The 13,044-nt window shown below is 35.3% G+C and carries 11 protein-coding genes; 3 read left to right on the plus strand and 8 right to left on the minus strand.

All coding sequences use genetic code 11. The features are described from left to right. Positions 1-37 precede the first annotated feature (37 nt). Genes IGK03_RS07970 through IGK03_RS07980 form a run of 3 tightly spaced genes read right to left on the minus strand, consistent with a single transcriptional unit; the run spans position 38 to position 3,577 of the window. Positions 38-589, minus strand: coding sequence for a hypothetical protein (locus tag IGK03_RS07970; RefSeq protein WP_002357217.1), 552 nt, complete (start codon positions 587-589; stop codon positions 38-40). Beyond that, positions 582-941, minus strand: coding sequence for a hypothetical protein (locus IGK03_RS07975; RefSeq protein ID WP_016616911.1), 360 nt, complete (start codon positions 939-941; stop codon positions 582-584). The genes IGK03_RS07970 and IGK03_RS07975 overlap by 8 nt, the downstream gene beginning before the upstream one ends. After that, on the minus strand, positions 917-3,577 hold the full coding sequence (locus tag IGK03_RS07980) for a bacterial Ig-like domain-containing protein (protein ID WP_202334855.1): 2,661 nt from the start codon (positions 3,575-3,577) through the stop codon (positions 917-919). The genes IGK03_RS07975 and IGK03_RS07980 overlap by 25 nt, the downstream gene beginning before the upstream one ends. Before the next feature lie 227 nt (positions 3,578-3,804). On the opposite strand from IGK03_RS07980, the gene IGK03_RS07985 reads away from it, so the two are divergent. After that, positions 3,805-5,262, plus strand: a complete 1,458-nt coding sequence (locus IGK03_RS07985) for a helix-turn-helix domain-containing protein (protein WP_010710266.1) — start codon at positions 3,805-3,807, stop codon at positions 5,260-5,262. Positions 5,263-5,370: 108 nt separating this feature from the next. Then, entirely contained in the window at positions 5,371-7,293 is a 1,923-nt protein-coding gene (locus tag IGK03_RS07990; RefSeq protein WP_202334856.1) for an FUSC family protein, read from the plus strand. A gap of 184 nt (positions 7,294-7,477) precedes the next feature. Here the strand turns inward: IGK03_RS07990 and larE are convergent, their stop codons facing one another. The 5 genes from larE to IGK03_RS08015 form a co-directional block, all read right to left on the minus strand. Next, positions 7,478-8,314, minus strand: coding sequence for an ATP-dependent sacrificial sulfur transferase LarE (gene larE / locus IGK03_RS07995; RefSeq protein ID WP_002394537.1), 837 nt, complete (start codon positions 8,312-8,314; stop codon positions 7,478-7,480). Positions 8,315-8,419: 105 nt separating this feature from the next. Continuing rightward, positions 8,420-9,133 carry an ABC transporter ATP-binding protein gene (locus IGK03_RS08000; protein ID WP_002361995.1) on the minus strand — a complete coding sequence of 238 codons (714 nt, stop codon included), beginning with the start codon at positions 9,131-9,133 and terminating at the stop codon, positions 8,420-8,422. Position 9,134: 1 nt separating this feature from the next. Continuing rightward, the gene (locus tag IGK03_RS08005; RefSeq protein WP_010709508.1) at positions 9,135-9,920 is read right to left on the minus strand and encodes an energy-coupling factor transporter transmembrane component T family protein; all 786 of its coding nucleotides are present in this window, start codon (positions 9,918-9,920) and stop codon (positions 9,135-9,137) included. Continuing rightward, on the minus strand, positions 9,920-10,906 hold the full coding sequence (cbiM, locus tag IGK03_RS08010; RefSeq protein WP_002374603.1) for a cobalt transporter CbiM: 987 nt from the start codon (positions 10,904-10,906) through the stop codon (positions 9,920-9,922). The genes IGK03_RS08005 and cbiM overlap by 1 nt, the downstream gene beginning before the upstream one ends. Positions 10,907-10,924: 18 nt before the next feature. Next, on the minus strand, positions 10,925-11,581 hold the full coding sequence (locus IGK03_RS08015; protein WP_002361998.1) for a Crp/Fnr family transcriptional regulator: 657 nt from the start codon (positions 11,579-11,581) through the stop codon (positions 10,925-10,927). A 159-nt stretch (positions 11,582-11,740) separates the two neighbouring features. Between IGK03_RS08015 and larA the strand changes: the two genes are divergently transcribed. Then, complete coding sequence (gene larA / locus IGK03_RS08020) at positions 11,741-13,015, plus strand: nickel-dependent lactate racemase (protein ID WP_202334857.1); 1,275 nt, start codon at positions 11,741-11,743, stop codon at positions 13,013-13,015. The last annotated feature ends 29 nt before the right edge of the window (positions 13,016-13,044 follow it).

Here is a 13,044-nt window from a genome sequence, read left to right on the forward strand (position 1 = left end):
TCTGCCTCGTTTTCTTACATCGTTTTATGTTAAATTCTTAGGCGGGTGCTCCATCGATGGCATTCCAGACGATGGTCCCAGAGTAGGTATTTGCAGCAATACTTTTAGGTATATTTAACGTTGCATTTAAATCGGCTGTCGTGACAGTGTCTGATAAACGGATATCACTTTTATCTAGCGAAATAATGGTTGAAGCATCTGTGGTTAAATCAACGCCCGTAAAGGTACCTTTTTCAGAAGATCCGTCAGGTTTTTTAGTGTCTAAATGAAGTGTCATTCCGTCTAAGCCAGTGACACCTTTTCCTTTATCTTCTAAATTCGCTGTCAGATACCAACCTGTATTCGTTGTCCCACGATTATCATTAATGATAAGTTGCGACTTGCTTTGATCTGGTTGCGTATGATCTTGGCCGTCTTTTGTCACCGTCCCAAAGTTAATTTGTGCTAATGGTGTAATGGTTAATCCGCCACCTAAAACCGACACATTCGCTGTGGTATTGGTATTATCAGCCGCATTCACAGTTTGTTGTCCAATTAAAAAAATCCCCGTTCCTAAAGTGACAGTTAAACCAATTATTTTTTTATTCATTATTTTTCCTCTTTTCTTTATAAAGTCCGACGATTAATGTACCTCCGAGTACCACGATCCCAAAAAGCGTCTCTTGAGACGTAATCTCGTTTGTTTTTGGTAAAAAATTAGGTTGTCCTCGTGAAGTTGGCATATCGTTAGTCTGCGGTATAAGCTCATTGGGATGTGGAACAATATCCTCACTCTCTTTCACTATTACCATGACTTTTGTGCCAGCTTGTGCGTCAGTTGTCTTGTCTTCAGCTTGTGCTTGAATTGGCAAACCGAGAATAAAGGCAACAAACAATAAATCATAGATAAACCATTTCACAGCTATTCCCTCTTCCCTTACGGTGTTGCTTCTAAGTTCCAAATTAACTGAGCTTCATATTTATCAGCAGGTGTGACTTTTGAAATAGTTAATGTGGGCAATAATTGTAATTTCGTCAAAACTTTTTTATTTTTGATAGATTGGTTACTTACATCAGCTACTAATTGTTGCTCATCGTTAACCATAATATTTTGCTCAGTTGTTACATAATCGACTGACTTTGGATTTAGCGTGAGATCAAGCCCTGCGTCTTTCCACGCTTGTGTTTTCTGATCATTTAAATTATAGGCTACTTCAAGCTGCCAGCCAGTTGTCCGATTAGGATCCCCCGTATCTTCAATGTTCATCTCACAACTTTTTAATGTCTGTGTTTGATCTTGGCCATTAAATTTTACGTTCTCAAAAGGCATTAGTTGTTCAGATAAGTGATAAAAGTCTAGACGATTAGAGTAATAGTAGGTCCAATCAACGGTAATATTTTCACTAAAACCTACTATTTTAGAGATATCATAAGTAATTCTATAAATGCCCGCTACTTCATCGTTTACCTGCTTAGGCGTATAGCGAATCGTTATCTTACTATAAGGAATGGACTGTCCATCATTATCTGTTGCACTATCAAAAAGACGTTTTGGATCGAAGGGCGTCCCCACAGAAAAGCTACCGTTATGTGCACCAATATGAGCTGAAGAGGGAATGACTTCTAGTGCAGTCTGCGCCTCTAATCCTAGGTAGTTATAATCAATTTCATATTTACCAACCACTTTTGTATCCACCGCATCTACTGGGACCTTTTGCTCTCCGTCCAGTTTATATATGGTGACACTTACGTCTCGAAAATCACCTTTTTTACCATCTGGTGTTTGTAGGATAGTCACTTCACTTTCTGGTTGCCATTGAGTATATTGATAAACCGTATCTTGAGATTTAACTTTAATTTGCGCTTGATCAATGTGCACAGCTAAACTTTTCTCATTTGAGTAGCTTTTAGATGTATCATCAACATCAAGAATTCTAAATGTTAATGTGTAATCTCCTGAAGTTGGTAAAGCATCTGCTAAACAGTTAAAACTAACGCAATCATCTGTGACTGGTAAATTTTTTAAATCTTGCTCCCCAATTTTATGAAAATCAGTTTGGGCAGCACCTGAAATTTTTTCTTCAATCTGAACTTTTCTAGTTGTCGGAGCCTTAACGGTTAGTTCTACTGGTATCTTTTGTTGCGGATGAAATGTTGTTTGACCTTTAACAAAAGCTGCCTTTTCTAAACTTGGCACTTGGTATGGATCTATTGTGACGCGCATATATGTTTTATCTGTGGGCTCTGAAGAATCCGTTCCTGGCGGATTGACTAACGGCAGCCCACAACCATCTTTGCCACTAAATAAATAGGTTGTTAACCCGTTTTGTTGTTGTGAAGAGACATTCACATTGGCCTTAGGATCAACTGTGTGAGTATGAAAATTAACTACGCGCGCAAACCGTTGAGCAACATACCCATCTGTCCAATTAAGCGGATTGTCTTGTCTTTGGTTCATCGTAAACTTTGGTGATAAAAAATCCCCTGGTAACATCGTTTTGCTTTCAGGTATTTCAGGATATTTAGAGGCATCTTGGGTATTGTAATTGGATAATGGATTGTCTTTATCGCCGCTGTCCCATGGCGAGATATAAGAAGACCAAGTAGCCACTTTCCCAGTGATTCCAGTGATAATTTGATGATTCAAATTATTTGGATCTTGCTTTGCTGCTGCCGCTAAACTTGTCGCACGTAACCACATATCCGAACTAAACAATAGCCAATTATGATTAACCGTATTCGTTGTATCTGATTCGTAAGTTCGACCAAAAAAATCTGCCGACAACGAAAATTGATCACTTTCAGTACCATCTGACAAAACATTTGATACTGGTAAGCGATGTTTCGTTAAATTTTTATTGAGGGAATAATCCTTTGAATCGCCATCCTTCATTAAAGTAGCAACATCTAAATCAAAATGAAGTTCAAATTTTATGGCCGATTTGTCAGGTTCATGTCGCCAAATTTCATAAAGTTTAGTAAAAGAAAAATTAATAGTGTCCCCCCGTTCACAAAACATCACCTGATGCTCAGTATCAATTCCGCTATAATCTTGATCAGGATCACCCCATCCCGGTGAACCATCTTCTGAAGAACCGTTAAACGTCCGCATTCCTTTTGTGTTAACAATTGGTATTTGTGTGTTTTTTTGTCCACTAATTGAATAAAAATTTTCTGGATTATCCGCAAAAGCCTTGTCATAAGCCGCTTTAAAATTATCTGCACTTATATTTTCTGGCAAATGAAACATCAGTCCATATTGCATTCCTACAGTACCAAAAGAAAGAAACTTCAATGCTTCTGTATGAGAAGTGTCCACTGTTCCGTATAATTTTACGTGTAATTTTCCTCCAAATGATCCATCAGGACCACCACCACCGTCATGGCTTATCTCCATTCCATAAGGTAAATCAGTTCTCAAATCAATGGCTATCCCTCCCGCTTGATAGAGCGAAGCTGCCTCGCATTTTTGAAAATGCACGCTCAAAAAACAAGAAATCGATACCAATAGTAGACAAGAGTAAAAGAAATAAGCAATGCTTTTTTTTCTTTTGTAGGTTGGCATTTTCATTTTTAATTGTTCGTTGATTTTTTTCATTGCTTACTCACCTTGACCTTTTTTGGAATTAGAAACTAAATAATAATTATTCTAACTACTGCTAGCTTATCAACATTGAAATTGCTTTGCCACACACAATTAATGTATAAGGCTGTACATTAATTGTGATGGCCGCTTCTTATTGCGCTTGTGTTAACATATCAATACAAAAATTTAAAGAAAGTAGACTACAATGAACCTAAATTTTACTTTTGGAGGTCCATAACATGTTTCCATCCTACCTAACGAATGAGCTAGAAATTTTATTTTATATAGTGAAGCGAGCTCATACGTCATTAAATGAAATTTCTTCCAATTTAAAAATTTCAAAAAGAACGGTCAAAGAAAATCTGATAAAAATAAATCAAGAATTCGAGGATACTTATCAAATCCAACATTTTATTGTCTCTAACAATAATGGCATTGTTTGTGTAAATCCAGCGTACCGAAAAAGCGCGGTCGAATACGCCTACACGTTAAAACTTAATCTTTTAAAAAACAATGTACAATTTAATTATTGCGTACAATTGGTCACACATTCTTCCATTGATAAAAACGAATTAATTAAAGTTTTATATATTTCTGAACATTATCTGGTAAAAATCACGAAACAACTGAATAACTTTTTTAAAATTTTTGATATAGTGATCGTTAGTATTAAGGGTATTTATCAATTAACTGGCAATGAATTATCGATTCGAGTGTTTTCTTTCATTTTCCTACAAGATTCCTTTCAAGAATTGGCTTGGCCTTTTTCTAAAATAAGTCTTGAAGAAATAAAAAAAAGTCTACCCGATGAACTTCTTGAACGATCCTATAAAAATGTCCGAATGAAGAAAAGAGCGTTTTATATTTTATATGCGATATTTAAAACTAGAACAAGTGCACAAAACTTCTTAAAGATGCCGCACTCTAAAAACCTGCATTCTTTTTTTATTCTGATCAATCAATACAGTCATGTGACTTTATTTTTTCTTGAACACTCCTTCGCTGACATTCAATGCGAAACAAGAAAAACTGAAATTTTATACTTTAATTTTTTATCTCGCATTTTTATCCCTTATATCTTTTCGGAAAAGCAAACGAAACAAATAGAAAAATTATTTATAGAATCTAACCATCCTTATTGTGTCTTATCAAAAAAATTATTTAAGCAAGTAGCCTACTTACTGACAAATCAGCATGATTATCAATACGTTTACTATCTTTCTATTTTTAATGCTTGGTACTTTTTAACGGAGGGCAATTATTATACTTTTTTAACACTTTATTTACCGCAGCCAGAAATTTGTACTCCGTCAGATGTGGCATACTTTAATCGAATAAAACGAACGGTGGCAAAATTAGTTCACCAAGAAACGCATTTAGAGTTACTCAGTCAACTGCTTTACACATTGTCTGTGTCCGAAAAAAAAGTACAAGTGAGAATCTATTTACAAATTATCAAAGATTTTTATGCAAGTTATTTTATTAAAACACGGTTATCCTCCTTATATAATACAAACGCAATCTCTATTACCGAAGACTTCACAAATGCGGATATCATCATCACAGATTCCTTCGAAAAAGCTACTTCTAATCAAGATATTTTCTACTTAGATTCCATTGAAAATGAAGAAAGTTGGCATGAGCTTACAGAATTTATTCAACAAAAATATATGGCTAAACTTAATGTTGGCTTATAATTGTGAGTTTTCTTAAAAAGAGCAAATTTGAAAAAAAAAATTAGAGGTGTATACTAGCAGAGGAATAATTTTTTAGCTTTTAATAAATTTTTAAAGAAGGAATGTTTTGTGAAATTATCTATCAAAAAATTTTTTGAGGTCTTCTTAGAATCGTCTTGGGCGTATAGTCGCCCTATACTAACTTTTGATACAAGACAGAACTGGTTTGCCCTTGTTCTTAGTATCATTATTGCAAATACTGTTGGTGCTGTTCTAACAATAGTCTTTCCTTTCGCTTTTGTTTTAGTAAATGTTGGTAGCTTTTTGGGCACTGTAATTTGTGTCTTACCACGACATAGCTCTCCACAAAGAAGTGCCATAGATGGTATTTTAATGATTTTTCTTGGTGCCAGTCTGGGGATACTTTTACAGTCGTCAAGTATATTCATTATTTTATTATTCGTCCTTGGTTTGTATTTTTCAGGGATTGTAAGAAACTTTAGTATTGGTCTGTATATTCGATGTCTCTTTGGGACCATTTCTTTACTAGCTGGTGCGCAATTAAAAGGCAATTTGTCTATTGGTCAAACTTTTGAAGGTCTGGGTGCAATAATTTTAGGTATGTCCATCCTTTGTTTGTTCTATTGTCTTTATTCTAAGCCGCAAAATAATGAAGCACGAAAATTAGTAGCCGATTTATATGAACAATTATATTTATTAGCACAAGGAAACCCCGCACGCTATGTCCATTTCAGAATAAAAGTACGCGAATCTGTTGAAACGATGCCATGGGTCAATCATCAAAAAACACCATGGATTTATCCCTTGGTTTCACAAGCAGATGCAATTGCAGGCTCGTTAGATTCAACCAATGCAGCTGAAAATCTTCCTGCTTTAAAAGCAATTCTACTCTTTTTAAAAGGAGAACAATTAACCCTGCCTCTTCAAGAATTTGCTTCAGCAAACACCGAAATAAAATCAGCAATCCTTTTGATACAAAACAAACAAACCTCTAAAAAAATCTCATTTAAATCTTTCTTACCCACAAAAGAAGGACTTGCAGAAGCCAAAGAGATCCTTCATTCTTACAAAGGCAGCTCTGCTAGATTCGCAATTCGTTTAGCTTTAACAGGTTTAGTGTGTCATTTTTGTTCGCTTATACTTAATTACATGTACCCTTTGCCTTTAGCTAATCACGAATTCTGGGTAGTTATTTCTGGTTGTTTAATGGTTATGCCAGGTTATCATGGTACACTCGGTAAAATCACTTCAAGAACTATTGGTTCTATTTTAGGTGGTTGTTTAGGCATCTTTTTGTCTCAATTAATTGCTAACTTAACAAACCTAAATCCTTTATGGCCAATGCTATTGTCTTGTTTGCTAGTTATATTGTATGAAAGCGTCCGTAAATTAAGTCAAGCATTTCTAATGCTAAGTGTGACCACTTGGTTAACTTTCACATTAGGTGGTAGTTCTGCAGGCTATACAAGAGTTTTTGATGTAATTATTGGTGCGCTGATTGCTTTTGTTATGTTTTTTATTTTCCCAACATGGCATAGTCAAGTATTAAGTAAAAATATCAATAGTTGGTCAAAAACGATCAGCTCTATTTTGCTAGCGTTAATCAATGAAGAGACCACGTTACCAAGTGATGCTTGGGTGCTAGCTTATCGAGTACAACGTAGAGTAAACTATTCTATTCAAGAAATTGTTCTTGAATCTCCTATTTATAGTAACGATGCCTCCGCTGAAAGCTTAATGCAACAAAAACAACTAAATGATCAACTGTTGGAAATGCAAACTGCTATGGAAGAGCTTCTTTTAGAACTTATGAAAACACAACACTACTTAAAAAAATTAACGCCAGTTAGGCCAGACACACTAAACACTGAGTTATTTAACTATTCACAGCAAATACTTTCACTCACGAATCCCCAAAATAATCGACTAATCAACCAGTCCAAACAATCCATTTATTTTCCTCAAATTGAACAATCACTGGTAATCTTAAAAAATTCTACAGCTAATTTCTTTTTAGCAAATATCAAATGATTAAATAGACAAAAAGCCTAGGAAAAATCCAAAGGGAATTTTTCCTAGGCTTAAAAGTTGATAAACTACTGGCAGAGTAATCAATGAAAACAACCGACCTAATCGAGCAGAAAACTTGGTTTTTGTAACGGAATGCCCCTGTCCTGACTCCGTTACACCGACTCAATTTTATAAACTTATCTGTCTAACATTCACAAAAAACTTTTTTTTCAGTTTCTGTGAGGATATCATTCATTCGGCCAGATTTAAATCCCTCTAAGTCAAAAGTTACATAATTAAATCCTTGTTTTTTAAGATAATCTGCAATTTTTCCTCTGTTTTCTAATAACAGAGAAAGTTTGTCTTCTGGAATTTCAATCCGTGCTAAATCATGATGTGCTCTGACACGGACAATTGGAAAACCTATTTCCCGTAAATATTTTTCACTAGCAAATACTTGATCAATAGCTGAGCGTGTTAACTTAATGCCATAAGGAATTCTTGAAGCAATGCTACATGAGGCAACTTTACTCCAATTGGAAATACCTGCGTCTTTAGCAAGTTGACGTATTTCAATTTTATATAATTTAGCTTGTTGTAGCGGACTGATGACCCCTTCTTGATCTCTTGCTCTTAATCCAGGACGAAAGTCAGTATTATCATCCATAATCATCCCATCGGCAAGAACATCAAATCCCTCTTTCTGAATAGCCGAACGAATAGTTTTATATAATAATTTTTTACTGTAGAACCAGCTATTAGGGTTATTTGCAACGATTCTATCATCCGCTAATTCGCTCATTTCAAGGCCTAACACATTTGCTCCCAATCCATTAGCTAAATCGACCGCTTTATCAAACTCATCATCAGAAAATAATTCTGAATTTACAACAACCGCAAGTACATTTTCAGCACCTAAAGTGTCCAAAGCTTTTTTTAGCAAGTAAGAGCTATCAATTCCACCTGAATATGCAACAGCCAACTTATCCATTTTTTGTAATTCGCGAACTAAATTTTGTTCTTTCGTTTTCATGACAGACATTTAAACCATCTCCTATTGATTTTCTTTTACATAATTAATTATAGACATCTCCACATTAGAAAAAATCACGATTCATAGTATCAATTATTGTCAATATTTGTACACTTAATACCGTTTTAAATGTTGTAACAAGTTAGCATTGGCTTCTATCTCTTCCTTTGAGTACCTTGTGACAGCCGAATCAAACAATAAAATGGAATCAGCTTCCTCGCAAATACTCAAATAGTCATGGGTGGAAAGGATAATTGTTTTACCAAGTTGATGCAGATTTTTTATTATCTTTTTAAATAATTTTTCCGATTCTTTTGTCAACCCAGCAAACGGCTCATCTAATAAATACACGTCTGGATTCATTACTAACAGACTAGCAAAAGCCACTTTTTTCTTTTCTCCTCCCGATAATTGATAAGGTACTTGATTGCTTAAATGGGTAATTTTTAATAAATTCAAACAATCATTAATTCTTTTTGCTGTTTCATGCTCGGATAGTTGGAGCTGTCTAGGGCCAAATGCCAATTCGTCATAAACTGTTGCATTAAATAATTGTGTGTCCGTCTCTTGAAATAATATACCCAAATGAGCATAATACTTCTTTTTATGAATAGGGTCTTTTTTCCAGGCCGTTAATGATTGTTCCATAAAATAAATCGTTCCCTCGGAAGGTTTTAAAAAACCTGCGAGCAAATTTAAAAAAGTGGATTTTCCACTGCCGTTATCTCCCATCAAAACCAGATATTCTCCTCTGGCTATTTCCAAATTACAAGGCGAAAAAACAGGCTTCGTTTGATAGCGATAAACCAAATGATTTACTCGATACATATTAGTTCCTCCCTAAATAAAGCAACCCCCCGAAAAATAAAAGATAGACAATACTAACCAAAAAATCTTTCGTTTTTAATGGTTGCTTTACTCGATAATATTGACCAGTATATCCTCTTGCTTCCATCACCATGTCCAACTTTTTCCCATACGTAAAAGATTTTAAAGAAATAAGACTGATTAAATTACTACCCGTACTCAACTGGATATTCCCACCAACTGCTCTAGCTTCTACAGCGGCAAGCAGTTGGATTAAGAGATTTCCAAAGAAAAAGATATATTTAATCGTAATATCTAATTGTAAAAGTATTATATTCGGAAAATGAAAGATTTTTAATGCTGCTATAAATTGATTCATGTTGGTTGTTTCCATATATTGACTAATCGCTATGGCTAAAAAAAACAAATGAACAATAAATAATAAACTAAATTGACCTAAAAAAAAGATCGGTAAATAGATAATCAGCGGCATCAAAATGAGGATACTAGCTTTTTTGACAATGTTTCGTAGAATAGTTGGTTTTTCAACTAAAAGTAACATGCCTAGGTAGATGCCTAAGAGCCACAAAACAAGAACCTTTTGTGTTGTGCTGATTAAAACAATTAGTAAAAAAGTACTGATCAGTTGAATTGCTGGGTGTATATCACTGAGAATAGTCTTATTGCGTTTCCCACTCACCTGAAATTTATTTAATAAAAAAAGGATTCCTTTTCGATTTTTAAGCATAAAGGTTTCTTTTTTATTAGGTTCAAAGGACGTGGAAGATTCTTTCATCCATTCAGGCATCAACTTTGCCTTCTTCCATTAAATAAACGAAAAATGAGTAAAAAAACGATTATGGCTGTTACGCCACTTAAAATATACCCAAGTGCTAATGGCAGTCCTGGAATAAAGTAATCACTGAAAAGTGCATGAAATGAAAAACCATTCACCATACCTTTTGGTTGTACTGCAGGTAAATGATTCTGTTTTAAATTCTTGACTAATTCAGATAAATCCCATTCACCCCAAGCAGTGGCATGATCAATCAAACCTAATGGACATAAAATTACCATAACCAATAACAGTCTCTTTAATCGCAACAACGGAGTCCTTTTCTTCTTTTCTTCGATAAAAATTGCATCTTTTGACACACTTTTTACAAAATTATAGACACACACGGTGAAGAGACCTTCAACAATTCCTATTACTAACAGATGGACACTCATCATTGCTGGTATAGTTATAGAAAGACCATATGGGCTATAAAGTGGCGTACCATTCGCTTCATGGAATAGTAAGGGTTGGATACCTAATAATACAGAAGTAGAAAATGCCGCAACATTTACACCAAGATACCCAGCTAAGAAAAGACCCATTGTTTCAAATTTTTTTACACGCGTAACTAGCTTATAAACTCCATATCCCACGAATGGCATCACAAACGCCATAGAAAAGGCGTTTGCACCAAAAGCTAATATACCACCATCACCAAATAAACAAGCCTGTAATAGTAAAGCCACCGAAACAGACAGCGTCGCGGCCCAAGGTCCCATCAATAATGCGATGAGAACAGCCCCAACAGCGTGCGCAGTTGTTCCACCAGGTACTGGCAAATTAAACATCATTATTAAAAATGACAAGGAGGAGGAAATCCCTAACATGGTCCCTGTATCTTTTTTTAATTTAATTTGAACGTCAACTTTTTTTACCGCGCGGTACCATACAGGTACCATAATCGCGCCCATCACTGCGCAAGTTTGTGGGCTTAAATAATTTTCTGGAATATGCATGTTCGTCAGACTCCTATCTTATCGATCAATATAATCAGCTAAATAACTTTGATCGTAAATCACAATTTTTTGTTTTTTGATATCGATGACTTTTTCCTCTTTTAAATCATGGATAATTCGGTTTACGCTATTTCTCGTTGAAATCCCGCAAAACCCCGCAATATCCTCATTAGTTACTTGAAAATCAATTAATATTCCTTCCTCTGTCTGTACACCAAACAAATCAATTAATTGGTAAATAAAAGTACAAACAGCCCCTTTCTTACCATTCATTGTCATATTCTGTAAGGAACTAATACTCTCCGATAATTTTGCTCGGTAGTAATCCCGTACATAATCTTGAAGAACAGCATCTTCTCTAACATATTCCCAAAATACAGTCCTTGGTATCCGATAAAAGCTAGCCTCTTCCGACTCAATGCGGATATTAAAAGGAGCAGATGTATAATTTGATACTTCATCACGTAACAATGAAATAATGTCAGGAGACACAATATACGACAGATTAAATTCTCGTCCATCCTTTAAAATAATACTCGTCTTAACGACCCCTTTCTTTAATACATAGGTGTACGCTTCCTCCAATCCATGATAAGCGAGATAAGTATGGCGTTTTTTTTTGATAATCGGCGTCTTCTTTCTATCTAAGAAAGCTGTAAGATAATCTGACTCCATAATTGTCACTCCTTTGACTAAGTTTCTGTTTGATTCGTTAACTATTATAAACACTCTCACCAACCTTTTGTTAGCAAATGTTACCCACAATAAGGACTGTGTGATTTCTAAATTTCATTATACTTAGTCTCGTAAAATATTACTTAGGAGATGATTGCTATGGTAGAAATTAACCTACCTTATGACAAGAAAATGATTACTGCAAGAATTCCCGATAAAAATTTTATTGGGCTTCTCGAATCAAAAGCTGAACATTTTTCAAATCCATATACTGAGAAAGAAACAGTCGAAAAATCGCTGGACAATCCTATTGGAAGCCTTCCATTAGAAGAATTAGCTAAGGGTAAAAAAGACATTGTCCTCATTAGTTCCGATCACACACGTCCCGTTCCTTCACATATTATCACCCCAATTATTTTGCGTAGAATTCGTTCAGTGAACAAAACAGCTAGAATCCGGATTTTAGTTGCTACAGGCTTTCATCGCCCTTCTACACGAGAAGAACTGATTAGCAAATATGGTAAAGAGATCGTAGAGAATGAAGAAATCGTTATGCATATCTCTACTGATGATTCCTCAATGGTCAAAATCGGTCAACTACCTTCAGGGGGCGATTGTATCATTAATCGCATTGCAGCAGAAGCAGATTTACTGCTGGCCGAAGGGTTTATTGAATCACACTTTTTTGCAGGATTTTCTGGTGGACGTAAATCTGTTTTACCTGGAATTGCTTCTTATAAAACCATCATGGCTAACCATTCTGGAGAATTTATTGATTCCTCCAACTCACGGACAGGAAATTTAACGGATAATCCGATTCATAATGATATGGTCTACGCTGCCGCTAAAGCGAATCTAGCTTTTATTGTTAATGTCGTTTTAGATGGTGACAAAAAAATTATTGGTTCCTTTGCAGGCGATATGGTTGAAGCGCATAAAGTTGGTTGTAACTTTGTAAAAGAAATTGCCCGTGTCAAAAAAATACCTTGCGACATTGCGGTTTCAACGAACGGCGGATTTCCACTTGATCAAAATATTTATCAAGCAGTTAAAGGGATGACCGCTGCAGAAGCAACCAATAAAGACGGCGGTGTCATTATTATGGTCGCTGGTTGTCGTGATGGTCACGGTGGTGAAGGTTTTTATGAAAATATTGCCAATGTTAAAAATCCAAACGAATTTTTAGAAGCAGCCATCCATACACCACGATTAGAAACCGTGCCAGATCAATGGACTTCGCAAATTTTAGCGCGAATTTTAGTTCATCATCATATAATTTTTGTTTCAGATCTTGTTGATCCTGAGCTTATCACTTCGATGCATATGGAAATAGCAAAAACGTTTGATGAAGCGTTAGAGCGAGCATTTGAAAGAGAAGGTCTAAATGCAAAAGTGACTGTGATTCGAGATGGCTTGGCTGTCATTGTAGAATAATGATCCTTGAGAAATCAGGAATAAGGAGC

The sequence above is a fragment of the Enterococcus sp. DIV2453a genome, assembly GCF_050533535.1.
Classification (GTDB): domain Bacteria; phylum Bacillota; class Bacilli; order Lactobacillales; family Enterococcaceae; genus Enterococcus; species Enterococcus faecalis.

Coding starts and splice junctions, on each gene's coding strand:
- IGK03_RS07970 (WP_002357217.1), bottom strand. CDS start 589: ATGAATAAAAAAATAATTGGTTTAACTGTCACTTTAGGAACGGGGATT.
- IGK03_RS07980 (WP_202334855.1), bottom strand. CDS start 3,577: ATGAAAAAAATCAACGAACAATTAAAAATGAAAATGCCAACCTACAAA.
- IGK03_RS07985 (WP_010710266.1), top strand. CDS start 3,805: ATGTTTCCATCCTACCTAACGAATGAGCTAGAAATTTTATTTTATATA.
- larE (WP_002394537.1), bottom strand. CDS start 8,314: ATGTCTGTCATGAAAACGAAAGAACAAAATTTAGTTCGCGAATTACAA.
- IGK03_RS08000 (WP_002361995.1), bottom strand. CDS start 9,133: ATGTATCGAGTAAATCATTTGGTTTATCGCTATCAAACGAAGCCTGTT.
- IGK03_RS08005 (WP_010709508.1), bottom strand. CDS start 9,920: ATGCCTGAATGGATGAAAGAATCTTCCACGTCCTTTGAACCTAATAAA.
- cbiM (WP_002374603.1), bottom strand. CDS start 10,906: ATGCATATTCCAGAAAATTATTTAAGCCCACAAACTTGCGCAGTGATG.
- IGK03_RS08015 (WP_002361998.1), bottom strand. CDS start 11,581: ATGGAGTCAGATTATCTTACAGCTTTCTTAGATAGAAAGAAGACGCCG.
- larA (WP_202334857.1), top strand. CDS start 11,741: ATGGTAGAAATTAACCTACCTTATGACAAGAAAATGATTACTGCAAGA.